At 47.3% G+C, this 25,824-nt stretch carries 16 protein-coding genes and 1 pseudogene; 12 read left to right on the top strand and 5 right to left on the bottom strand.

What is annotated here, in order from left to right:
- The first annotated feature begins 13 nt into the window (after nucleotides 1–13).
- The 12 genes and pseudogenes from CBX98_RS20295 (at nucleotide 14) to CBX98_RS20240 (ending at nucleotide 16,031) form a co-directional block, all read left to right on the top strand.
- The gene (locus tag CBX98_RS20295) at nucleotides 14–853 is read left to right on the top strand and encodes a hypothetical protein (RefSeq protein WP_109170138.1); all 840 of its coding nucleotides are present in this window, start codon (nucleotides 14–16) and stop codon (nucleotides 851–853) included.
- Between the two features lie 56 nt (nucleotides 854–909).
- Nucleotides 910–1,371, top strand: coding sequence for a hypothetical protein (locus CBX98_RS20290; protein WP_109170137.1), 462 nt, complete (start codon nucleotides 910–912; stop codon nucleotides 1,369–1,371).
- Entirely contained in the window at nucleotides 1,371–2,630 is a 1,260-nt protein-coding gene (locus CBX98_RS20285; protein WP_053307347.1) for a hypothetical protein, read from the top strand. Before CBX98_RS20290 ends, CBX98_RS20285 begins: the two co-directional genes overlap by 1 nt.
- Nucleotides 2,631–2,703: 73 nt before the next feature.
- Nucleotides 2,704–3,822 carry a hypothetical protein gene (locus CBX98_RS20280; RefSeq protein WP_109170136.1) on the top strand — a complete coding sequence of 373 codons (1,119 nt, stop codon included), beginning with the start codon at nucleotides 2,704–2,706 and terminating at the stop codon, nucleotides 3,820–3,822.
- A 94-nt stretch (nucleotides 3,823–3,916) separates the two neighbouring features.
- Nucleotides 3,917–6,541: a hypothetical protein gene (locus CBX98_RS20275; RefSeq protein WP_109170135.1), complete on the top strand. Its 2,625-nt coding sequence runs from the start codon at nucleotides 3,917–3,919 to the stop codon at nucleotides 6,539–6,541.
- Nucleotides 6,542–6,940: 399 nt separating this feature from the next.
- Nucleotides 6,941–7,264 carry a hypothetical protein gene (locus CBX98_RS20270; protein ID WP_074190812.1) on the top strand — a complete coding sequence of 108 codons (324 nt, stop codon included), beginning with the start codon at nucleotides 6,941–6,943 and terminating at the stop codon, nucleotides 7,262–7,264.
- Nucleotides 7,261–7,674, top strand: a complete 414-nt coding sequence (locus CBX98_RS20265) for a hypothetical protein (RefSeq protein ID WP_053307343.1) — start codon at nucleotides 7,261–7,263, stop codon at nucleotides 7,672–7,674. The genes CBX98_RS20270 and CBX98_RS20265 overlap by 4 nt, the downstream gene beginning before the upstream one ends.
- Nucleotides 7,667–8,293 carry a hypothetical protein gene (locus tag CBX98_RS20260; protein WP_053307342.1) on the top strand — a complete coding sequence of 209 codons (627 nt, stop codon included), beginning with the start codon at nucleotides 7,667–7,669 and terminating at the stop codon, nucleotides 8,291–8,293. Before CBX98_RS20265 ends, CBX98_RS20260 begins: the two co-directional genes overlap by 8 nt.
- Complete coding sequence (locus tag CBX98_RS20255; protein ID WP_109170134.1) at nucleotides 8,290–13,083, top strand: hypothetical protein; 4,794 nt, start codon at nucleotides 8,290–8,292, stop codon at nucleotides 13,081–13,083. The genes CBX98_RS20260 and CBX98_RS20255 overlap by 4 nt, the downstream gene beginning before the upstream one ends.
- Before the next feature lie 68 nt (nucleotides 13,084–13,151).
- Nucleotides 13,152–13,835 (top strand): hypothetical protein, encoded by a 684-nt coding sequence (locus tag CBX98_RS20250; RefSeq protein ID WP_109170133.1) that lies wholly within the window; start codon nucleotides 13,152–13,154, stop codon nucleotides 13,833–13,835.
- Nucleotides 13,836–14,159: 324 nt separating this feature from the next.
- A pseudogene (locus CBX98_RS20245) lies at nucleotides 14,160–15,553 on the top strand (hypothetical protein); the annotation flags it as partial.
- Nucleotides 15,554–15,698: 145 nt separating this feature from the next.
- Nucleotides 15,699–16,031 carry a hypothetical protein gene (locus CBX98_RS20240; protein WP_079878982.1) on the top strand — a complete coding sequence of 111 codons (333 nt, stop codon included), beginning with the start codon at nucleotides 15,699–15,701 and terminating at the stop codon, nucleotides 16,029–16,031.
- A 21-nt stretch (nucleotides 16,032–16,052) separates the two neighbouring features.
- Here CBX98_RS20240 and CBX98_RS20235 read toward each other — a convergent pair whose 3' ends face one another.
- The 5 genes from CBX98_RS20235 to CBX98_RS20215 form a co-directional block, all read right to left on the bottom strand.
- Complete coding sequence (locus CBX98_RS20235; RefSeq protein WP_109170132.1) at nucleotides 16,053–16,988, bottom strand: ParB/RepB/Spo0J family partition protein; 936 nt, start codon at nucleotides 16,986–16,988, stop codon at nucleotides 16,053–16,055.
- Nucleotides 16,985–17,758: a ParA family protein gene (locus CBX98_RS20230; protein WP_109170131.1), complete on the bottom strand. Its 774-nt coding sequence runs from the start codon at nucleotides 17,756–17,758 to the stop codon at nucleotides 16,985–16,987. The genes CBX98_RS20235 and CBX98_RS20230 overlap by 4 nt, the downstream gene beginning before the upstream one ends.
- 3 nt (nucleotides 17,759–17,761) lie before the next feature.
- Nucleotides 17,762–18,001, bottom strand: coding sequence for a hypothetical protein (locus CBX98_RS20225; protein WP_109170130.1), 240 nt, complete (start codon nucleotides 17,999–18,001; stop codon nucleotides 17,762–17,764).
- A 532-nt stretch (nucleotides 18,002–18,533) separates the two neighbouring features.
- On the bottom strand, nucleotides 18,534–18,959 hold the full coding sequence (locus CBX98_RS20220; RefSeq protein WP_109170129.1) for a hypothetical protein: 426 nt from the start codon (nucleotides 18,957–18,959) through the stop codon (nucleotides 18,534–18,536).
- A 55-nt stretch (nucleotides 18,960–19,014) separates the two neighbouring features.
- A complete protein-coding gene (locus tag CBX98_RS20215) occupies nucleotides 19,015–25,734 on the bottom strand; it encodes an SNF2-related protein (protein ID WP_109170128.1) in 6,720 nt (2,239 codons plus the stop codon).
- Nucleotides 25,735–25,824: the final 90 nt, after the last annotated feature.

Here is a 25,824-nt window from a genome sequence, read left to right as displayed (position 1 = left end):
ATAAGGAAAAAACATGGCATTTGGAGACTTTAGAAAATGGCTATCTGGCCAGCTAACCAAGGCGCGTCAAAAGGAAGCCGCTTGGGTAGATTTAGCAAGCGCGATCGCAGAGTCAATTGAAGCGCACGTAGAGTCATACATTGAAAAGCTTAAAGCGCGTTCTTCACTGTACGAAATGGACAAAGAATCGCTGCTAGAAGACATTAAAGAGCTGCGAAAAATCTTCCCACTAGGCGAAGTGGCCGATGAGGACTTGCCACACGTTGTGATGCAGCGTAAGGACGAAATACACTTTAAAAAGACCATTTACCCACTTATCTCAACGCTCGCGCGTGAATTTAAAGGGCTACGTGTTAAGTGGGAACGAATCTACGCGCCAGTAGATCAAGACCGATTCCCATACGGCACGTTCTTAGTTCCCGAGTCAGAGTTAGAGCTGCAAAACGGATTAAACCCGAGCGACTTTTTCCTGACCAGTCGCGGCGCTATTCGCATCCCTTTGAACGACATTGCAGGTGAGGATGGTATTACCGAGGAAGCCATTCGAGCATTCGAAGCAAAGATTAAGCGAGTGGTGCATCCTCTTATCCCATTACGTATTGTTTTAGATGGCCAATTGTATTCTATTGAATTTGAAGTCATGGATATGGTGGAAATACCTAACTATTCTGACCATGTTACGGTTGGAAAACAGACCACGACCAATATAGAATCAACACCGAGCTATAAACAGGATTTTGTTCAGACTGGAACGACGACACAGGAAGAACGCCCTGTTAGCCCTATGTATGGTACACCTAGAATGGATGCGATCCCCTTAGATGCGATCTCCATTGATAGACGGTACTATTAACCCTATTCCTATTCCCCGTCCCATTAAAGCGCCACGACTTATACGAGGTCGTAAAGGTGCTTACACAAAAAGTAGTCCTATCGCAGTGTGAACTGCTTAACCGTTATTACGACGAACGCGCCTTGTCGTCGTTGCCTACCAATGGTACTGAGCCTTATTTCCAATTTGGCGATCTTGAATGGGGTTTTGACCTTATCCAAGAAATTGAGGGCAAGCCTAGCTGCATGCCTATCCCACTGGATAAAACAACCGTTGAAAACGTGTTTTACCGCTCTAAGGCGAACTACGCCTATGTGAACGGCAATATCGTGATAACGGCAAACTTGCCAGCGGGTACGCTAGCAGAAGATGAACAATACCAGTTCTCTTGCGTGGGCGTGAAAGATGCGAGCGGCGGCCTAATTTTAGTAGCTGTCACTCAACCAGTTTGGATCTACTCTGACCGTGGCCTATCGATAGAAATCGTGATTAACACGGCTCGCACGGATAGCGCTCAAGTGGCGCAGGTTGGTGCCTAATGAGTCGCCCAAACTTCGAAGAAACGATCATCATTCCACCACTGCTAACGGACTGGCAAGCGCTACCGTTTATCACCGATACGCAATACCTAGAACCACTGGCTAGTAACAGTCTAAACCGCAAATTCTACGGCATCGTTCGCGCTGGTATTTTCCGTGGGTTTGAATGTGCTCCGGCTGGTGGAATGAAACTGCGTGTGAGCAGTGGTGAACAATTTGGCGTGGCATTGGTTGAGCGTGACGACTACATCCTAACCGTTCGCCAGCAACACGATATTGATGTGGAAATTCCGGTTGGGGCGACTTCTTATGTGGTGCTTGAGGCGTTCTATAAGTTCGGCGTAAAGACAAAGCAAGTCGATTTAGCGTCAGAGATTGAAGCGTCACAAGTTAAGGTACTTCCGCAGGAGGCGGTAGAAGAACATCATTTGATTTTGTGTCGTGCTACCGTGCCAGATGGCGTTAGCCAACTCAAAAGTGAACACCTTAATTTTGATGATCGTGAACAAGGCGGTTATGACCTACAAGGCCACGTTTCACATCCCGACCCACATAAGCAATATGCGATGCGCGCCGAAGCCGATGCGCACTACGCTGACCGTGAAAACCCGCACCACGTAACCAAGGCGCAAGTTGGCCTTGGCTTGGTAAACAACTGGGACGCAACCAGTGAGATAAACGTAGATAACGATCAGCTGTATGCTACAGCGAGAGCAATCAAGTTAGTCCACGACAAAGCCGTTGCCGCCTACAACAAATCGGTTGAGCATTGGCCATACATTGCGTCTGGTGGTGAAACAAAAATCGCATTGCCTTACGAGGTGCCAGAAGTAGATTCATTGTCTATCCAAGGTATCGTGCAAACCAAAGATAGTGCTTGGCAGTTTCTAAAAGACACTAACGAAGTTGAAGTAGCCGAACCACTTGAAACGGGTGATGAAGTGGTGATTACTCTTGGTGTTCCATCATTAAGCTCAAGCTCCATCATTGCAGAGCTTCAAGAGCACATCGATAACCTTGAATCTATCATCAACAGCGGCGCTACTGGCTCGCCTATGGAAGTATTCCATAGCCACTTCCCTAATACCTCGAACACATTCGCTATCCCGCCAGCATTTGCAGAGCGCGCGATTAAGCTTGTGTTCCTACAAGGTGTACAGCAATCAAAAGATATTGCTTACACCATTGTGCCGGACACTGGTGTTATCCAGTTTGTTGACGAAATTGCAGCAGGAACGGAGATCACCTTGGTCGGCTAATCAGTTTCTACATTCCCCCAAAACCTATTCCCCATAAATGCCCTTTTTACTAACAACGAAAATTGGATCTTTTATGGCTACACAAAACAAATTAACTCGCATTAACCGTCTCGTTTCTGATCTTTCAGCTCAAGACGTTGGTGCATTACCAGCGGGTGCTCGCGCAACAGACTCATCAAAACTTGAGGGCAAAACCAAGGCACAAGTTGTCAGTGAAGCGCGTTCGAACCTTGTCCCAACTTCTCGCACTATCAATAACAAACCACTAACGGGCGATGTGACTCTGACTCACTCAGATGTGGGCGCAGCGCCAGCAAGCCACACTCACGACTACATCCCTAATAACAAGAAAGGCGTTGCAGAGGGCGTGGCTACGCTAGATAGCACAGGTAAGATCCCACAAGGCCAATTGCCAGCTATCGCAATCAAAGAAACGTTCCCTGTTAAATCAGAAGCGGAAATGCTTGCTCTTACAGCGCAAGAGGGTGATATGGCAATCCGTTCGGATCTGCGTAAATCATTCGTTCTTATGCGCCAACCAGCAAGCACACTAGCGAACTGGCAAGAGCTGTTAACGCCAACAGATGCGGTTTCATCTGTTAACGGCCAGCGCGGTAACGTAGTGCTTGAAGCTACAGACGTAGGTGCTGAACCAGCGTTTAGCAAAAATACAGCATTTAACAAAAACTTCGGCACTAGCGCTGGCACGGTTATGCAGGGTAATGACTCTCGTGTTGTTAATGCAGTGCCAAAGACTCGTACCATCAACGGTCACGCGCTAAGCGCAAACGTCGAGCTCACAGCTGAAGACGTGGGCGCGCTAGACGCTGACGCAACTGCCGTTAACGCAGCAAAGCTTGAGAACACCACTAAATCACAAATCATTTCACAAGCACGTAGCGGTCTAGCTGCTAGCGGCGCGTCATACACCAAAGCGGAATCTGACGGTAAATATGCAACCAAAGATAGTCTAGGCGCTTCCATCAAAGACGCGATCCGAACGGTGGATATTACTGTCGAAGCTGCATCAACTACGGTCACTCTGCCAGCGGGTACAGTATCAGCAATCCTTGTTCTAAGTGTGTGCGGCGTAATGCAGAACGCAGGTGTATGGAGTCTATCTGGTAACACAATCACGTTCGGTGAACAGCTACAAGCTGGCGACATCGTGACGGTTATTGGCTTCAAGTAAACATGACCTTTCCTTTCCTACTTCCCCATTAACGATGTGCTCCGGCGCTTTGTCGGAGTTGCTGGTCAATGAATTGAGAAAGGCATATTTCTGAATGGCATTAAAAAAATTGACTCAAGTTGGTGGTAGTCCAGCTCGAAAATTGCGTGAAGAAATCACGACAAAAGTGGATGAGCACGCTAGCAATAAAACGAACCCGCACGGAGTCACAAAGGCACAAGTAGGCTTAAGCAACGTACCAAACTATCCAGCCACCAGCTCGGTATCAGACACGTCCAACAGTAAACTGGCGACCGCTGGTGCTGTTAAACAGGCATACGACAAAGGCGTTGATGGTTTAAATCGCGGTAACGCAGCTTATGACCGCGCAGAGCAAGCAGAGACAAACGCGAACAAGCACACCGACGAACGTATCAGCACTTTGATTGGTGGTGCGCCAGCAGAAGCGCTAGACACAATCAAAGAGCTAGGTGATGCGTTAATGGATCAAGAAGATGCGGTAGCGGCCATTACAACCAATATCGCTCAACACAAATCCGACACATCAAACCCACACAAGGTGACAAAAGCTCAAGTTGGCTTATCCAACGTGCCTAACTACGCATTCACAGCGGCGATTAATGATGCCAGTGATGTGAAATTTGCGGCAGCAGGTGCCGTTAAGAAAGCGTATGACCTTGCAGCATCGAAAATGACACAAGCGCAAGCCGATGGCCGCTACCTAAAACAGTCTGGTGGTACACTGACTGGTGGCCTAACCATTGATGAGGGCAGTTCCAATGTATCTCAATTGCATTTAGGCCATGCAGGTAAGCGATTCCATGTAGAAACGAAAACCGATGGCACATTTGACATTGTAGAGAGTGACGTTTCAAGTCGATTGAAGATCCGCAAAGGTGGTGAAACAACGCTATACGGCTCAATGAACGCAACAGAGTCGGTTTCTTCTAACCGTAGTGTTGAAGTGCAAGGTACGCGCTCAGGAAATAGCGTTCCCGCGAGCGAGCAAGTTAAGCTGGATGGCTATGGAGTGATTGGTAATCGCCGTGCTGTTTACTTTACTAACGGCTCTAATTCATCTGATGCTTACGTTCAAATAGGGGTTGGTGGCGCTCACAATGGAGGGGATGCTAAGTTAGACCTGACTCGCTCCAAGCTTCATTCCACCGTTCCTATCGAAGTTCAAGGACAAAAAGTTGTCACAGAGGCATTCAACCGTACAGAGGTTGTGCGCACCTCTTTAGGTAGTGACAACTCTTGGTGTTTGGTTGCTAATGTAACGATGCCTCAATCAAGCTCTACTGCGGTTATTGAGTTCTTTGGAGGTGCTGGCTTTAACGTCAATCTGCATTATCAATCATCACGACATCAAATGATTCTGCGAGCCAGTAATAACAACCCTAAAGGTCTAAATGGCCAAGTGATCACAGACCATCCTAGCGGCTTGCCATTTAGTGAATTTGGTTGGGTGAATACTGGCGGCGATAATTACGCAATCTATGTGAAAACACGTAGTGCCTACAGTACGAACATTCTTATTCGATACATGTGTAGTCACACAATTACGCCTTACGTTAGCAACAAAGGTGCGACTGAGCCATCGGGTATTGTTAAAGGGCGAATGGTCACTAGCTATACGTCTTACAATAAAGACTTAGGGGCAATCAACTCTGTTGATGGAAAGGGTTTAGAACTTGATTACTCTACAAAGAAAACTTGGATTGGTTCTCGTAATACTTCTTGGTGCCACCTCCAAACGGAGGCAGCGAGTGGTTTCTATTTCTACAATCCCATCGTAGCTTCTTCGGGTCTAAATATAAATTTGAACCAAACCTTGGATTTTGGTGGTAAGACAGGGGTTAGAGCTACAGATGGTTCTTGGCTTCGCATCAATGACTTAGGATCATTTGGTACTGGTGTCTTTTTCGGTAGCTCATTGGTTCGTACTGATGGACAGTTTACTTCTGGTTCTTGGCATTCCAAAGCAAAGGCAGCTCGTGTAGCTCCTAACTTCTATGATGGTACTTGGGGTGGTAACGGTTATGCTGCTTACAGTGTTAATGTGCCAGATAGTACAGGTGCTCATTGGGCTTTTGCCTCTTACTACGATGGAACTAACATTCGTGCTGGTATTCAGGTTCTTACTAACTCTGATGGTCGGATTAGATTATACACTAACCGTAGAAGCAAGTATGTCGAGGTATATAGTGGCAACGTATATGCGGGTGCGCCTCAAAGCTCGGCGGGTCACTCATTAGCGCGCAAGGATTACGTAGACTCTAAAGTTGCTTCTTTGAACCGTAGCGGTGAGTCTGTTGTTGGTAGCGGAGGACAGTTAAGGGCGGGAAATATCACAATTGGCTCAACCACATGGGAATACAAGGATTGGATAGGCCATTATCTCGATCCGTTTGATTTGGTTGCATACAATACTCCGGTGTCAGGGTTTGATATTCGTGTTGCAGGTTATTACGACATTCAATGGACTCCGATACGACGACGAAATGCCGTGAATGACTCGATTGTTTACTCAGCCATTACTAAGAACGGCGTTATCATTTCAGAGTCAGAGAGCTTGTCTAACGACTATTGTGCATCCACGATCACTTGTCGATGGGTTGGGAAGCTAAATCGCGGCGATTTAATTCAGTTCCTAGACAGGGGCGCGTCAACGGCGGTTAAGGGTTCACATTTCTCGATCCGCTACATCAAGCCATAACCATCAATCTAAGGGACACGATGCTGTCCCTTTTTTGCAAAGTTTTCGCATGCGAGAACTTTAAAACATGCCATTCCCTAAAGTTTTCGCATGCGAAAACATGGGCGCATATTGATGCGAAAGCCAATATTTATATAATCTGCCTTGTCAAACATCGATTCGACTCGACTATCCTCGTTGTAAGTTTTGTTTGCGTTGCCGCGCAACAAAACGCTTGGACTTGCCTCTCGCCTACCTTTTGGGCGAGAGGCTTCTTTTTTATATAGGCTCTTGAAATCTAACTTTTTTCCTCAAACCAGCCCTATTTAATACCTATTCAAAAGTAAGTAACGCCCGTCTATTGAGCAAAAGCCATAATTCCGAATACACTCGCTAGGTGACATATAAAAGGGGGATTTAATGCCAGTGTCAGTTGTTGGTGAGAGCTTTGCGATTAGCGTACTGGCTCTATCTGTCCTCAGTGGTGTTGGGTCATATCTCCAAGGCATACGCGAGCAACGTTTGGCTGGTGGATTCCTTGATTTTTTAACCGAGCTAACGCTGGCGTTGGTGGTCGGTTTGATAGTCGCTTACTTGTGTGAAAGCGAGGGTGTGGAGGCTGGTTACACCAGCGCGCTTGTCCTCATTGCGTCGAACAACGGAGCAGACTCGATCAACTTTATCCGCAAGCTGACTAGCCAAACGTTAGCGAGATTTTTTAATACCGGAGGGCAAAGCAAATGATGGAATTTGCAGTGATTGGCCTAGCCATTGCTGACCGATTTTTGCTTAAACGAAACGCAGTAAGAATACTGCATGCAAACCAGATGGACGATCCCGATGTGATTCGATTCGTTCTTGGTTATCAATCTCAGCGAGCCATAACGAGTGGGACTTTAACCTATTCGTTGCGCAGTAAAAAACGACCAAAAGCCGTCATTACTCGCACACGTAAGCTCGACTTTTCACACGCCGGAAATAACAGCGAATACCTGACATTCGATCGCAAGTTACTCGAACTCGAAGCAGGGGAAAAGCTGCATGGCGAGTGGATTCTGGACGTTAAGATTGAGCGCTCCTGTTCCCTAATCAATCCGCTATACAAAATCTTTCCTACCTGTACGACATATTCAGAGGAATTTGAAATTGCGTAACAACAGTAAGTTTGCACTAGACCAGTCACATAACTATGTGGTGGTCGATTTTGACAACGTGACCGAACGCGGCCTTAAGAGTCTGATCACTGCGTTAAAACAAGCTGGTGCGACTGTTACAGACGTAGAAGCCTCGAACAAGAGAACGAGACGAGACGGCGAGACAGTTAAACGCGCCAAGTTATTCTTTGATAATGGCCAGTCAATGACGCTGTTTATTGGTGATGAGGGTGATATTTTCCAAATGACACTCAACAGCACTAAACAGCCTATCCCTAGCGTGAAAAACGAGCGCGAGCTTGCGCGTGAAATGGTTCGCCTCATGAAGCGCAACCAAAGCAAGTTTGACAAGCAAGTTGCACGTAAAGCGGCTAAAGCCGTTAAAGACACCTCAGACATTCAACCAGCTACACGTTCTATTGCTAAGCGACTTGAAGAAGCCAAAGCGGCTGAACAGATCGCTCAATCCAATTACACCAATGCCCTAGCCGCTCGGGACAGCGTTCGCACCAAGTTGGAAGAAGAACAACGCCGCATAACAGATCTCGAAACTGCATTAGAGCAAGAGAAGCAAGAAACCAAAGAACTTGAAGCACAATTAGAGGCGGCAAAGTCATGATGTTTACCAGTCAAAATCAAATCAAGATTGTGGATCGCATCGACCATCTGGCCAAGAAGCTCACGCCGGAGCAGATTGAAGCGGTGCTGCAAGGTAAAAACGCCGATCAAATCCTAGAGGCATTGTCACTTGAGGATTTGGAGAACACCTACTTGTATCAGTGCAAGCCTGTGCCACAAATGATGTTAGAGGCGTTCAAATCGAAAGCCTCAAGGCTTCAATTTCGTGCTCAGCAATTCGGTAAGCACTTGGAACGTAAAACCCCTACTCTATCGGTAGAGGCCGTAGAAGTAGGCAAACCGCGCAAGTCTGGTGCGGTTGCTGTCCAAATGGTGAAAATCCCATTTTCGGATGGCCAGAGCATTTCTATTGCGTTCCATGCGCCGGATAACGATCCGCTAAAAATCAATCCAGACGACACGCTAATTGCGTTCCGCTTCCTAATGAACTCACGCGATATTACTCACGTAGTCGCGCCAAAGGGCAACATGGATTTGTCCCTTAAGGAAGTGACCAACAAGCTAGCGCAATTGCTTGAAAACAACAGCGAGAAGTTTGTAGCCGCTAAGGCGAAGAAAGACGCTGACAAGAAAGCATTGGAAGAAGCGCAACAAAAGGCACAAGAGCTCGATGAGCAAGCCGCTCAACTAGGTGAAGAAGCTACCGACTTGGAACAAAAGCTCGGTGAACTGGCCAAGAAAGAGAAGCGCTTAGAAACTCAGATCGCTACGCAAAACGAAATCCAAGAAGAACTACGCAAACAGCTTGCTGCTATCAAGCCAGCAGCAAATACAGCAACGAAAAATGTAAACGCTGGTGGTAGTTCGTCTCAAGTGATCGAGCAATGGGACGCTTCATGGACTAAGCAAGAGAAGCGCGACTTCATCATTAACCGCGCGTTCAATGGCGATCTCGATGCCTTTGTTAAGCAGCTAAGCCAAGAGTTTAAAGACTCATTAGAGTTTGCGGGTGCAGCAAATCAAAACGTTCCTAGCACGTATTCAGAGTCGTACATCAATGATGCGATTTATGAGCTCGATAAAGGCGCTATGACAGTATCAGAGCTTGCCGAGGCTAAAGAATACATCCGTGATTCAATTGAAAACGATTTTCCTCAGTTGTCAGACGAAGAACGGGAACGAAAAGCAAATATCGAGCGCAAAGAATGGCTATTGGCTCTTATTGGTCGCAAGACCATTGCTAAGGGCTGGAAGATGGATAAAGGCGAAGATAGTGAGCCGTTTGTCTACTTCGAATCGCCTGACGCGAACGACGATGATAGCTTTGGCCAGTACATGATCCACGCGCGCGATAACCAAACCTTGGCTGTCACTTACGGCGAGGGTTCACCGCTTGCTGGTGGCGACGATCTACAAGGTTGGGAAGCTGCTAAATCACTTATTCTGGCTGACTACGATCGCGAATCTAAGTTGCTTCAAGATACCGATGACAGCAATGAAGAACCACAACCAATTGAGAACGACGAGCCAAACGCGAACGACCAAGACAAAGACGAAACCACGGATAACCTATTCTGGTATGGCCTACGTCTACGCCCTTATGGCTTGGGTACAACGCCGCCACAACATCAAGTGGTTAAGTGCCTCGATCCAGAATCGGCTAAAGAGCAATTCGCTGACGCTGGTAATGGCATTCGCCACGGTGCAATCGCTTATGACCAAAAACTGCCACCAGAGCTAGTAAGCAACTTTGACCTAGAGCCGCTATTTGGCATGGTTGAGTGCGACCTAGAGGAAGCGGAGCGCATCGCAGCCGAAGCGCTAGACCAATGGGTTGAGGACAAAGGCGTTGATGAAATTCCTCAGTCTACGCTCGATACCCTAAAACAAGTGGGCTTCAAAGCAGCGTTCGCTAAGCAGCTACGCCAGCAACCGGAAATGAAGAACCGCAAGGAAAATCCAAAAGCGTACAAGCTATGGAGCGCATCGATTGACCTTGTGACACCGGAAATGGTTCAAGAGATTGCCGAAGACCTAATGCTGGTTCAAAGCGATGCTGAATTACAACGCCAAGCAGAACACACGCAAGGCCGCATGCGCTTCCAAGAAACTGCCCTATCTAAACTTAAGGATATGCAGTCAGTGAGCCCAAGCGATCGCAAGCGTCTCGTTATGCTGGCTGACCTAACGCTAGGCACTGGCAAAACGCTAAAACGTGGCGAGAAAGTGGATGACCAAGCTAAGCGCATTTCAGAGCAAGCGCATCTAGTGGAATCACTACAAGGTGAAACCCTAGCGTCATTGGAAGCGCAGTTTAAGAACCGTAAAGAGATCACTGATTTCCTAACGGCTCACCGCATCCCATTTAACCGCCGTGCGAAACGTGCTGACCTACTGCAAGCTATCTTGAACTACCGTGACGGATTCTTTAGCGCAACGGCGAAAATGTTCGACCTACGCGCGCTACGTGGCGACCTATACGAGAAGTTTGAGAACGGCGAAGCGTTAGCACTGGATGACGTAGAAAAAGCGTTTAGCGCGACTACGGTTTACCATGATGGAGACGTAGCTTACACCAAGGCAAAAGGTGAAACCGTCATTCCAGCAATGGCAGACCAAGGCGAGGACTACCAAAAAGTTGAGCGCTTCATTAAGGCGATTGATGACGGTAGTTACCCTGACCTATCCGAACTAAGTTCAGATGAGCTCTTTGCTCAGCACTATGCAATGGCAAGTGTTACCAACCAAGACATCCTGGCAATTCATGGTTTTAGATACTTGGATAACGATGAGCAGATCGACAATGAACAGATGGCGCGCGCTATCCATAACTCAGTCATGCCATTGTGGTACACAAAAGCTATCGAAGCGGAATACGAAAGCCGTGGCTTCCCTAGCCTTGCTGCATTGCCTGACTTGAACCATAAAGGTCAATTCAAGGCGACACGCGAGAAACGCTACGCACCAGTTGGCACTATTGGCCAATCTGATTTTAGCGTTATCGATACGTACACAGGCAAGGTGCTAGAAACTGGCCTAGAGGGTGCAGCAGCGCAGCAAAAATCGACTCAACTAAACGACCAAGCAGTGAAAGAAAGCACTATTGCAATCTTTAACATGCTTAAGGACGGCAAAACGCTTGAGCAAATTGCAGAGACGGAATACAGCGCACCACTAGAGCCTGTCAGTCCGGCCATGTTCACCACAATCAACGGCTTTGAATCATTGTATTCAACGTTAGCCATTAACGGCTCGGGTTCGCTTCACTCGCGCCCAACACTACGCGAGAACGCCGACAAGCTACTGGCTAAGGTGGACGCTGACGGCAAGATTAACGATGTTGCGCTAACCGAAGAACAAGAGAACCAAATGGAAAATACATTTGGCTACAGTTTCTTCTCTGCAAAATCGAGCAAGGGTAAAGAGCTACGCTTTATCGCTAACACCAATTCTCGCAGCTACCTAACGGTTGACGGTGCAAACAAACTGCTTGAGCTATTGGGTGCTAAGAACGCCGTAGAATCTGACACAGCAGATGAAGTGAATAAGGGTGCGTCCGAGGAAGAAAAACAACTTCTCGCGCTAGACCCAACTCAATATTCATTTGGCTCAATCTACGAGAAAGAGGGCATTCGAGATACGGGTGAAATCGCTAAGCGAATCCGCGCCTTTATCGCTCAGCTTAAGAAAGCTGGCAAAATCAGTAATGACGTTAAAATCTCAGTACGCAAGCCTCGCTACGGCACACTAGATCTAACGCTGACTGACTTGCCAAGAAACGTCATGCTCTACAATCCAGCTTACCTACAGTTCGAGATTGATAACCCTAACTCGCCAACGCCACACGGTATGAGCCGTTATACCGAAGCAGTAGATCAGCTGATCGAGTTTGTTAACGCTTATGTAGGCCAATACGACTACAACAACAGCGACACAATGACCGATTACCACGATCGCAATTTCTTTGGTGGCCGCCTAACCGTGGACTTTGATTTTGGTAAAGAGCGCAAAGTGGTAGAGCTCGCATCTCTAACTGAAATGCACCAGCAAGGCGAACAGGCAGAGGATGACGTATTAGACGTTAACTCATTCCGTGAAAGCCTAGATGAAGAAGAAGCGAAAGCGCTTGAGCAGCTAGAAGCCTTTACCAACCTAGAGCTAAAACTTGGTAAGCAAGAAGTGACATTCCCAACAGGCCGAGTGAAGTCGATTAATGCGAAAGATGAGGACGGACTAACTTACAGCCTAGACGTTCTATTCGACATTCTAGCGACCGACTTAAGCGAAAAAGCGAAAGCTCAACTTGAGACGATTAAGGACTGGCAATCTGCGGATACCTACTACAACGAAAAAGGCGCATTGGTACAACCAAGTGTTGCGACTGGTATCCATTCAGTAAATGGTTCAGTACCAGCGAACGTGTACGCTCCGCTAGTCGCCCGTTCATGGCTAAATGAAAGCCACGCTGACATTTATCCGATCGCTAAAGATGGCGAGTACAAGTTCGCGCTATACCAAGGCAACGACTTGATCGGTGAATTTGACGATACAGCGGAAATGGAAGCGTTATTAGTGAAAGCGTTCAATCTAAGTAGTGAGGCGCCTCAATCTGAAACAGAGGGCAATAACGAAGAAATGGAACATGTAGAGAAACTAAAGGAGATCCGAGATTTCACTGGTGAACCTACGCCGGAATTGGTTGATGAGTTCCAAACCGCACTAGAGCAAGCTTACGCCTACTTCGAAGCTAACGACCAAGTGGCAGAGAACGAAGCGTTGATGGATGCCGCTCTAAGCAACATCACTAGCATGATCCAAGCGCAAATCTAATCACAACCAAGGCCGCCACTTCGGCGGCCTAAACCGGAGAGAATCAAGTGTTAAGCTTAAGAGAAAAAATGACGCTCAACCGCGATGCTGCGGGTTTGTTGAAAGAGCTTAAGAGTGGCCAGCTATCGATTGGTGAACGCATCAAAAAGAACCGTGAGCTGGTGGAAATTCTTAATAAACTGACTGGCGCTAACCAAAAGGTTGAGCAGGAACCGGTATCAAGTTCGGATGAGCCAATATCGGTAGAAGAATTTTCCAAGTTAGGCCGCTCCGATAAGATTGAAAAGCTCAATGAAGTGCTATTTCTGCCTAACTGGTACGAATACGAAATGGCGTTTTTCCCTAACTACCAAGTGGTTGAAAAGGGCGATAACTACGTTGTGTACAAGGATGGCGAAAACTTCCAGTTTGGCTACAAAGGGCATATCGCGCGCGGTTTGGACTACTGGAAAAACGATGCGGGTTCAGCCAAGAAAAATGGTGGCTTTGGTAGCTGGTCGCGCGCTGACCGTAACAAGGCTATCAAAACCCTTACGAAGCACATCGAGCAGAATGAGCGCGACAATTGCGAACGTCCAGTTGAGCAAAGCGAGCTAGTTGCGAGATTCCTTGCAGGGGAGTTTAATACAGCCAAGCCATCGTTGTTTGTTGATGTAATGCGAGACGTTCACTCAGAGGGCTTGGAGCTAGATAGCATCAAGCAAAAAGCGATTGAATGGTTCGAGCACAATCCTGACAAACTGGCCGCTTAAGTTTTCGCATGCGAGAACTTTTTTGCATGGAGCGCGAAAGACACGGATGTTTTCGCATGCGAGAACTTTAAAACATGACATTCTATATACTTTTCGCATGCGAGAACTTTAAAGAATCTCGTTCGATATAGTTTTCGCATGCGAAAACTTTTCAGAGAACTTGAGAAAAAACAATGAATGTTTTCACTAAAATCCGAGCAGACTATTACTACAAGCAATCTTTAAACCTTGCACTAGCAGCCAGCGAACGTCAAAACTACGCCAAGGCGCTTTTCGCATTGCTTAAGAGCCTTTGATCCGTTTCCCTGTCCCAAAAGTTTTCGCATGCGAAAACTCGCCACTCCAACCGGAGCGGTCAAATTGAACCAACTCACATCAATTAGCGCCGAAATCAAAGAGGCGAAAAACATCAATGACCTAGCCGAGATTGTTCAACTGTACGCAACAGACAATCCAAAACCCAAGCTAGGTCGCACCAGCTACGTTGTGACAGCAAAAGGCGACGAAGTAGAAACAGGATTTAAAGTCGTGGAAGCCAGCGACCTTATTCCATCGAACGACTTAGACGGTCGAATCAATCCGAACTTCCCGCAAGAACTGCAACCGCGCGACCGTACTCGCGTATCCTCAAAATTGCAGATCTCAAAAATGGCCAACGATTTGCGCCCACAACAATTAACGGATTCTGGACTATCTAGCCACGGCGCACCGATTGTCGGCTCGGACAATGTGGTGGAGTCGGGGAACGGTCGAACCATCGCTATCATCAAAGCGTATAGAGAGGGCAAAGCTGAAAAGTACCGCCAGTTCCTAATCGACAATGCGGAGCGCTTCGACCTATCACCGGAGAAAGTTGAAAGCATGCGCGAGCCAGTGTTGGTTCGAGAACGTGTCACCAAAGTTAACCGTGCTAAGTTTGCCCGAGATTCCAACCTCTCTGACTTGCAACAAATGAGCGCAGCCGAGACAGCTTGGGTTGACGCAGAGCGCATCGATGACCGCATGATTGCTCTGTTCCAACCGAGCGAAACAGGAAACCTTTTGGCCAACTCTAACCAAGGATTTATAAACAGTTTCTTAACTGAAATTGTGATAACTCAACCGCCGGACTACTTACCGAAGATGGCCGACCAACCAAGCAACTGATTGAGCGCATGCAAAATGCCGTGTTTGCCAAGGCGTACAAAAACGAGAAGTTGGTGAAGCTGGTAGCCGAGGAAGCCGATCCCGAAATTCGCAACATTTTGAGCGCGCTAAACGCCGCAGCAAGCGCGTTTGTTGAGATGCAATACCTTAGCGGGGAGGTGCATAAAAACACGTCTGGAACACTGGCAGAAGCCGTGGAAATTAACGCCTCACAACCTGACCTCGCTAAGTCAGCACTTGACTCACTGGTGCAAGCAACCGAGCTGGTAAGACAGGCCAAAGATTCCGGTCAACACATCGATGAGCTATTGGCTCAGTCCGGTTTGTTTGGCGACAACGATCCCGAGGCCGAAGCGCTGGCGAGATTCATTGCTGCTAACAACCGAAGCGCAAAACGCATGACACTGGCATTTAAGGCAATGGCCGAGGCAATCAATAGTGAATTGCTTCACCAAGGCCAAGCGCTCGGGGATATGTTTGGCGGGGGTGGTGCATCGCTTATTGATATTCTTGGGCGTGTAAATCAAGAGCTGGAAAACGAGGGGGTACAAACAGGCTTTATGTTCGAGTCCAGTGTGCAACTGGACGAACTTGCAAACGCTTCGAGGCATGCTATAAATTAGTTCTTGGCATATACTGCCTATACAACCTTTATAGACACACAAAAACGCCAGATTTAATTGTCAAATCTGGCGTTTTTGCATTTGGGAGTAGGGGATGTTTACTATCAGGCATCGTTATCACTACGGGCTAATCGACATAAACGAAGACGGCGTTGCCGATGGCCATTCAGTCGCAGGGAATGAGATCCCCGCTTTAAGGAAAGATGGCGAGTATATCTACAGACCATTTAAAGGGGCGCTAGATAATATCTATCTACTGCATGTCCAAAAGGTAAAGCTGGTGAATATCGTCGCTTATTGCGATGACGAACTAGGGCTATTTGGCTGGCAAGACGTGCCACTCGATCACTATGTGGTTGGTGTCTACCGTGATGGCGGGTATTACGTCCTAACGAAAAACGGGCAGCTAATTAGCCACCCGCTTTAAAAGTTTTCGCATGCGAGAACTTTACACACGATACCCAACTAATTGAGCTTCACCAACTGGCACTTGCTCAAGTTCGCCATCATCAAACAGTACCGTTAGCTTGTCGCTATGCTTACCAGATGCGAACACCAAACCATGACGGCCATTAACCATGACACAAATGCTGGTAGGCTTTTGGTTTGCCGTAGGCTTTTGGTTTGCCGTAGGCTTTTTGCTTACTGGTGTCTTATCGGTCTTTTCTGCTTTCTCGGGTTCGCTAGGTTGAGGTGCAACTTCCACCTTGCTATCTAGCTCGCCAGTGCGCAGTTTTACACAATCTTGGCGCGTTAGCTTCTCACCGCTTTCCAGTGCTTCACGAACGCGCTCAGAGTTATCGATGCTGGCTTTGCGTAGTTCGTTGATGGACTCAACATCACCAATAATTCCTTTTTTGAATGCTTCCAAAACAAAGTCAGGGGCTTTAAGCACATTTAGGTATTTCGAAATGTAGCCGTCTGATTTGCCAAGGCGCTTAGCTAAGCCACGGTTATCAAGATTGTGCTTTTTCTTAGCTTGGTCAAACGCCTTACCCAATTCGATTGCCGTTAAATCTTCACGTTGGATGTTTTCAATGAGCTGGCCAAAAATATCACCCTTTTCACGGATAATACATTCAACGTGAGTCAGCTTATCGCTCAACATAGCGGCGCGCCAACGGCGTTCACCCTCTTGGATTTTGTATCCCTTGCCATCGAACGGGTAAACAACGACAGGTTGAATTTGGCCGTTCTCTTCTAGGCTTTCGCATAACTCAAGTAGTGATTCATCGTTAAATTCTTCACGAACTTGCTCAACTGAATACAAAGAGTCTTTAGGGATAGCCAGCACTTTCGCTGCATCGCGGATTTCTACCGCTGATTCATCCAAGAGATTATCTAGGTCGCTAAGCTTGATTCGATCTCTTAAGCTTTTGGTCATGCTGTCACCTCTACCATGCGCTTGCAAAGCTCATCACAAACCGCTGTAAAGCCGAATTTCTCAGCCGCTTTAGGGTTGGTTTCAATCAGTGCTTTGCCTTGGTTTAGAGCTTCACTTACGCGCGTTGTTTTAATCAGTTTGTTTTCAAAAACTAGGTTGCCGTACTCTTTACGAAGTTCCGCTTCCTGTTCGCGCTGGTCGTTTGTAATGTTGGCTTCAATAAGGTTTAGGACAATGCCTAACACTTCCAAGTCAGGGTTCATTCGACGGATTTGGCGCGAGGTCTTAACCAGCTCATTAACGCCTTTGATCGACATTTTTTGTGCTTGGCTAATGATAAGTAGCTTGCTGGCCACAAGTAGCGCTGCATGCTGTAGCGCGTTCGCCGCTGGTGGACAGTCGATAAAGATATAGTCGTAGTCGTCTTTGATAAGGTCGATAGACTCAGCCACGTTTAAGATTTGTGATTGAGTAATGTTGCCCATGCGCTTATCGCCGCCAATAACGTGTACGTTTTCGGTGACTTCGAAAGGTTGAGCCTTTACTGGATTTTCGAAAAGGTTGTAAGCGTTGTGTAGGCAGCTCGCAGATGTGTACTCTGGATTCTCGACCATTTCCGGTGCGATTGAACCGCCTAAGTTGTTTTGTGGGTCAAAGTCCAGGAATAGACATTTATTGCCTTGATTAGCGATGCTAATGCCAAAGTTGTAAGTACAAGTTGTTTTACCAACGCCGCCTTTTTGGTTGGCAATCGCCATGATAATGCTCATTAATTAATTTCCTTTGCTGGTGGAGTTTGTTTGCTGTTTTGGTTTGCTCAGTGCTGTCTCAAGATCATCGATATAGCACTGAACCACATAATCGGTCGTACCGCCGCCATTCATGGCTTTGTAGATGGCAGTGTGACAAGGGCTTACTCCCTTAACGCCATCAATAAGCAGCTTGGCTTTTCTGGTACTTCCTGCTTTCTCGACTAATTGAATTAGTCTTTCGCATCGTTCCTTGGATGCCATATCAACGCCTCTTAATTGTTGTCACTGGCAACGGGGTTACACTATACGTTGCCAGAAGCAACAGCACAAGCAAAAAAGTGAACAAACAGAACCGATTGCACAAGTTTTCGCATGCGAGAACATCAGATAAATTGTGAGATTGATTCCATGTGTTTTCGGATGCGAAAACTTTTTGACAATTCTATTACTTAACTAGGTTACAAAGAGCAGCGTCAACAGGCATAAGAAGACAAAAGCACCTAGTTGCATAGATCGTTGTTTTTAATAAAAAAGATCTAAAAACCTGTTGAATATGAAAATTATTTCATATACATTAAATTACAGATAGGCGGCAACAAAACTATTAGGGGTAGGATTGATTGCATCAAAGCTTATCTGTTCAACGTGCAATCCCCGCCATTTTTTCAGTGGCGGGGTTTATTTTTTCTATCTCAAAAGTTTTCGCATACGAAAACTCTCCACTAAATTCCATGCAAAAAAATACCCGCCAAAGATGACGGGTATATGAGAAAAAGTTTTCGCATGCGAAAACTTACTGCATCGATTTGCTGTTAACACTCCACGCTTCGAGATTTACGTCCTCGATAGAATATTCAAATTCTTCATCATCGGCGTAGTAGGTATGTAGGTTTGCTTGCCAGTAGCCTTTATCAACTTGCTCTTGCTGGTACGCCCACGCAGCACACAACAAAATCGCAGGGTCTTCGAAATTGAAGTGTTGCTCTGTGATCACTTCTGAATCGCTGCCAAGGTCATAACCATGCTTAGCCATGAGCGATTTAACCGCCCACCAATAAGCGCCATAGTGACGGTACATGAGCGGATTGGCTTTAAGTGTTTTATAAATGCCATCTACTTGAGCTTGGATAAATGCTTCTTTGCTTTGCGCTGTTTCTAACGCCTCATCGAGTAGGGGCTGTAGATCTTCAACGGTAGGCAATTTCACTTGGGTAATCATTTTTGTCTCCAAAAAGTTTTCGCATGCGAAAACTTATCGCATGCGAAAATTTGAGTTAGGCAGCTTCGGCCATTGTGTTGTGAATGGTTAATAGCGATTTCGCTAGCAATTCCAAATCCGCTTTAGCAGAGATAAACCACCAGCCGCCATTAAACTCACTGCTTGCGTTCGAGGCGAAGTCTGCGCCGTACTCGGCCTTGGCTTCCTTGTCACCAGCGAACATCACTTTAAGCGAACCTTTAAGACCGTTGTTGTCCATCAAACCAATGCGCTCGTATGGTTCCACAACAATCTCTTTTCGGTTGCGACCGCGCTTAGGCTTCCAGCTAATTGGTGAAGTCACCATTTTAACGTCGATGCCAATGCCTGACATTAGTTCACTAAACTTCTCGATGCTCTCTACGTTAATGGCAGATATATTATCGATTTTCACTTTCTGCGTTTCGGTCACTTTAACCTCGGCCTTTTCCGGCTTATCCGCATTTAGGTACTTCTCGATAAATTCCTCACGCTGTGCGCTGCGGTAAGTGAATAGCGAACCATACGCACCTTTCATGCGATTCAATGACCAGTCATCCGAGAAGATTAGGCCGTCACCGGATAGGAACTCACGTTCGCCAATAGCGTGTAGGTCAGCGCATACCTTAAGCATGGTTTCTTGTGAGTTTTCGCCGTAAATCGCATCGACCTTTTTCAGCAAGTGAGTATCGGTCGTCGGCTTGTATTGCGTCATCCAGTACGCGATCTGTGATAGACGTTTTGCACGTTCAGGGTCGTTGGCCACCAGCTTAGTGAAGTCAGCGAATAGCTTATCTTCCAACTCTGTGCGGTATTCGCTAGAACGTTCGGTCAGAATATCGGTGTAACGAGTGTACTCACGAGCCGATAGGCGGCGCGCTTCGTGTGCGTTGGTGTAACCTGTCCATTTCAAATTGCTTAGATGGTTATCTAGCTCTTTGAGGAACGTGATAGACGTTTTGTAAGTCGTCTCCGCTTTGAGTAGCGCCTCTTGATAAAGCTCAGGGTGTTTTTCCTCGAATGCTTTGATCTCAAGTGTCACCAGTTCAACGACTTCCTGTTCGCTCACTTGGTTGCCGTTTTCCATCGCCTGTTTGTCCCAATCGCTACCGATAAAGAAACTTAGAATGTCGTGTTCCAACATCACGCGACCTTTATCTTCCAATTGCTTGGTCACTTGGTCGAGTAGGGCTTTCGCGGTCGCTTTATCGCTCGCATCTGGATAAATCAGCGTTTGGTCTGGTTCAACATCCAATCCCCACGGCGTAGAGAATGAGCCGTCAGCATTACGCACCAAACAACGGCGGCTATTTCCGTAGGCTTTCATTTTCTTCTCTGCGACCAGTTCAAAGAACGTCTCACGGTCAAACGTATGAGCGACTTCACTTAGTGGTACACCTTGGAGCGCTTTTGCTTCTAGTGCTGCTCTATCCTGATTCACTGGCGCAATTTCAATGATGCGCTCAACAGGTAGATCGACATAGTTGCGTGACGCTGGTTCGCCGTCCATTTCAGTAATAAAGCCGTCCACCGTGCCAGATTTACGGTCGAAGTTGGTGATCATTATTGTTGCTTTTGAGTCGTACTCGGCGCTCCAAGAACGGCTCTTAACTTCGGCTTTGTAGGTGTAGCCATTACGAACAATCACACCGTTGCGAACAATGTATAACTCTGGATGAGTTAGGAAGTCAGGGTAGTCTTTTAGCACACCGTCATTGATAGCCAGCTCCATTGCTGGTTTCAGTTTCTTAATGGTGTCGCTCGCCTTATCGCGGTTTTTGATCGCTGCCTCAAAGGTTTTGATTTGGCTTTCTAGGGCAAACAGTCTGCCCTTGGTGCGTTGGTAGTTTTTGTGCTGCCAACTGCCGCGCTTCTCGCCCTCTGCACGTAGGCGATCTTCTTCCACCTCTTTGCGTAGCGGCTCTAACTTCTCGCGTAGTTCGGCCAGCTCGCCCTCAACCGCACTCACATCCAAAGCAAGCATTTGGGTGGCTTTGATGTACTTGCTAACGTTGATACTTGCTAGTCGGCGTTCCTCTAATTTTCTCTTGCGCTCAGCTTGACGCTTAGCCGCTTCGATACGGGCTTTCGCTTCTTCTGGATTCGCTGCCAGCATGATTGCAGTTTCGTCAGCTGCGTCTGCATCGGCGTTCGCAATGTACTTGTCATCACCTTTGAACATTGTCTCAATCCAAGTGGCTTTGCGTTGGATTGTGGCCAAGCGGAAATCATCGAATGAGCCTTTCGACGTGTAGTAGTGAACGTTCACGCTGTTTTGTTTAGAGCCAACACGCGCGCCACGGCCATTACGCTGTGTGATACTCATTGGAGTCCAAGGTAGCGTTAAGTGGTGAATATCGGTTGTGCCATGATGCAAGTTGATGCCAACTTCCCCTTTTTTATTGAGGATCATGAATTTGTATTTCGAGGTGTTGTAAGCATTGGCCATTGCTTCCAAACCCGCTTCCTCATCGTCCTCAGTCGCTTTAGAGCCTTTCTTACCCGCAACGGTATCGCTGTTCAAAATGCCGATTTCAGACAGCTTACAACCAACAAAATCCGCAATGATTCGCGCGACTTTCTTGTGCTGTGTTTTTTCTTCGGTAAAGACAAGCTGCTTACCGCCAGCCAGATAAATCTCGCGGGCGCTCTCAAGGAACTTGGCGTACTTAGGAGAGACAGGGTGCGTAAATTTCAACTTGGCCTTGTCACAAATGTTTGTGAATCTGTCATCAAGTTGCTGGTGGAGCTGAACCACGCAGTGATCGCCCTCAACCTTAACGCTCTTATCAACCTTAACTTGGATTTTGCTTAGCTTAACCGTGCCGTCTGGTGCCACGTCCTCAAAGGCGACCGTGACGGTATTTGGTAGCTTGGCTACTGCCGCCTCAACCTCTTTCTTGCTGTCCTTGGCGAATCGGTAGGTAACACGCTCATAGTACAAATCAAGGTCTGTACTTACCTTGTCCATCTTGCGGATCAGGCCGAAAACCGTGTCGTTAGGGTATTGCTCGACAATCTCTTGGTTTTCGTCTTTGTCTGGATTGCTGATTGCATCAGCGCGCTGGCGTAGTTCCTCATATAGCGCTTCCTGTTCGCTATTCATTTGGACAACGCTTTGCTGACTAATCAGGTCTGGAATGTGAACGTTGGCACCAACGGATTTAGCATCCTCGATCGTCATGTAGCGGTTAACGATGTTTCGAAGTGCGTCTAGGTTTTGGAATCCGAGTAGGGCTTCACGCTGTTCAACTTCGCCCGAAATCTTAGTAACCAGCGCTTCGCCAGTCTTACCAAACATGCGGATAAAGTCGTCGCTGTCAAAGATCCCCATCTTGGCAAACGTATCTGCCGGAATGATGTGGGACAGCATATTGAACATATCAACAGGGCTGTTTACGGTTGGCGTAGCTGTTAGGAAGTAAACGCCTCGACCGTCATTGCGCGCCTTAATGACGTTGTTCTTAAGCTGCATATCGATAGCGCGATCGGCTTGCGCTTGGCTAGGCAAGAATGCCAGGTTGTTTCGGTATGAGCCGCCCTTGTACGAGTTACGGAAATCATGCGCCTCATCGACCATAACCGAATCGAATAGCAAGTCCTCAAAGTACGGTAGTTCTTCGTTTTTGGCCGTACCATCGTCAGCATATTTCGCTTCAAAGCGTGCGTTCTTTGCTTGCTCTGTGTGGCTTTCCGCTTCCTTAACTAGCTTGCTTGAACCAGCAATCAAACCAGCATCGCGCATTTCAAGCACGTTGGCCGAAATCGTGTCCGGCTTCAATGGAATGCGGTTGTACACGTCTTTTGTCATTACCACGATGCGAGCGGTTGACTGTGTAAGCTGGTGGAGCTGTTCTGCTACGCGCTTGCCGTTTGTGTCTACGGTCAGTTTGGCGCGCAAGATAGGATCGCCTTTCTTGTCTAACTTCGGTTCGCCCGTTTCATCTAATACCGGTTCCCGAATGATTTTTCCGTCATCGTCTTTGTGAACTTCAAGGCCGATAAATACCTTGTCAGATAGATTGCTTTCACCAAAGAACAGGTCGGACTCATAGAACCAGTTTTCTAGCACTGATTTAGGAACAACGATGGCCACACGGTTTGCGCGTTTGGTTTCTAGGTTGTACTGCACTAGGCCAAGGCCAGTGAGCGTTTTCCCCAAGCCAGTACCAAAGGCAATAATGCCGTTACCGTCTGCACTGTGACGGCGAATGGTTGAGTTTTGGTAAGGTAGGAACTCAATCGCACCAGATACGCCATCTAGCGATAATGGAGTGTCATCGAACTCCGGTTTAATCCAACCGTTAAACGTATTGTTGTAAACCTGTTCCAAGTATTCTGAATGGTCAGATGATGCAATCCATGTAGAAAACTCATCATCGAGGCGGCGCATTTGTTCACGGATAAGTGATTTATCTTCGTTCTTACTACCGCCACGAACCGCACCATAGTTGATGTACGATTCAATTTGACGCTCAAATCGCTCATCGCTGTTCGCTGCTTTACCTTTCACGCCATTACGAGTTAGGCCATCAATCCATTCGCCATCACGCCAACGGTAGCCAGTGAGGTATTGGCCGGATTCGCTTTGTACGAAATCCTCAAAGCCGTCCTTATCCTCGGTAAAGTCGCCCAAGATAAATTCCGTGTAGCCACGGTCATGCAGGAACTCAAGCATGATGTTTTTAGGAATCCACTTATCGGTAAGCTTCATCTTCACATCGGCAATCGAGATCTTGTTTCGCTTAGATTCGATGGCTTGGATTTGGCGCATGATGTTAGCTTTCACGGTATCGCTGGTGGCCGATACTAATTGTGCGGTCAGCTGATCCATGCGCTTGCCGACTAGGCCAGTCGTCGCTTTATGGAATGCCGTCACCGTGCCGTCAGGGTTTACAGCTACCTCATCCATGTTCGCTAGGTAATCAAGCAACTGCTCATCGCTCATCGCATCGATACCGCTTGCGGTGTAATACGTGCGAACGTCATGCAGTGTCAGTGTGGTTATGCCTAGTTCACGGTCGCATAGATGGAACACGTCACCAATGCGAGACGAACTGTATTGAACGGTCAGCTCACGCTTAAGGTCGCCTTTGAGTAGGTCAGACAGTTTGCCCTTAGAATCGATCGATGAGTGGTAGTAATTCCATGCAGAAACGTACTTCTCGCTTAAGTTGCTTAGCGCTTTCTTCGATACCTTAGAGCCGCCCATTAGTGCGTTCAGCTCAAACACTTCGCCGCTTAACTTCACGCGATATTGTTCGGTCTGGAAGTCCTCCGAGCCCATTGCCATGTTGGCCAAGTCGCTATTGGCTGTGGTTCGGCCACCAGCAACCAGCGTTGCAAGTGTTTGAACTTTCATGCCAAGTAGAATGCCTTTATAAGCGTGTTCTTGGCTCGCTTTTGGCAGCTTGGCTATCTCGCGCATTAGGGCTTTAAAGTCGTCATGACACAAGTAACCGTAATCTTCGAAAAGCTTGAGCGCTTGGCTGGCCGATAGCTTAAGCATCGATTCAGTAGAGTAGGTGATAGAACCGATCTCATCGGTGTTATCTACGCCATAGGTCGCCTTGCTGATAACGCCTGTTTGCGCGTTGCTTTCAGATAACTCCCATTCGCCATCAATCATTTCGTACTGCTGGCCATTGCGGAAAATCGTGTCGCCCTCGGAGTATTTCGCGCTCACTGGCTCGCTGACCGCTTCATCGAGCAACATCCAGTCAATGCGACTGTCAAAGCGGCGCATTAGCGACTCTTTAATATCCTCGTTAGAACGGTTGCCACGCTTCACGACTTTGCGCGCAAACTTACCTACGCCCTCAACAGTCTGTTCGCCGTTGATGAATTTCTTACCCTCGCGCTCGAACCACTTACCTTTAAGCCAAGTATCCCAAAGCACGTTAGATTCAATCAGCGTGTCACGGTCGGCGCTATCAATCAGCGCTTTCGCTTGGTCGCTGTGTTTGCGCCAGATAACAAGGTCAGTCACTACGCCCGTATCAGCGAACGTGCCCGTTGGTAGTCGGTGCGCGCCCAAGAACTCCGCTTTAAGTGCGAGTTGTGTACGCCACTTCTCAAGGTTTTTCGCATCACAAATACGAGTTGGAAGCACTAGGGCAATCAAGCCACCAGCTTTCGCTTTATCGATAGAACGAGAAACGAAATACTGATCGGCGTACTTAATGTCTTTGTACGCTTTGTCTTTCATCGCGCTAGCGTCTCGAACACCATAAGGCGGGTTGCCGATCACTAGGTCAAAGTCACCAATGCCAGGATTAGTTGCTACCGCTTCGAATGCTGATTGGATTACATGGTCTTCGGGGTGAAGAATTTGGTTGATGGCCGCTGAGGTCTGATCCATTTCTACGGATGTAGTCAGGGTGCCTTTAGGTTTGGTTTCGCTAAATACGCCCACGCCCGAACTTGGTTCAAGTACGCTGCCGCCAGCAAAGCCATAGGAACGAACTGCATCCCAAGTCGCGCTCGCCAGCCATTTAGGCGTGTAGTATTCGTTGGTGGAGCCACCGATACCGCCAAAACCTGTGTAGTCGCGCAGAGCTGCTTTATCTTCGGGTGAAACGTTGGAGTAGTCGCCGTTGTACTTGGCGAGAATATCTTTGGCTAGTTGGTTAGCCTTAAGGCGCTGGTGGCCTTTTGGAGTGTCGCTAATATCGACAGCGAGCAAGGCTTCAAACTGGCGTACCAGTTCATCGATTGTTGTCGCCTGTTCAATACTGCGGGTTAAATCAGTGTTCATTGAACTTGCCTTTTATTCATTGGATAAAAGCCAAAAAAAAAGTCGAGCTTTCGCCCGACTTTTTCCTTTCCTATTCCCCATCCCAAAAAA

This window comes from Vibrio sp. T9, assembly GCF_003123985.1.
GTDB lineage: Bacteria > Pseudomonadota > Gammaproteobacteria > Enterobacterales > Vibrionaceae > Vibrio > Vibrio diabolicus.
The sequence above is the reverse complement of the archived record's forward strand: the minus strand, read 5'-3'. Positions and strand labels throughout refer to the sequence as shown.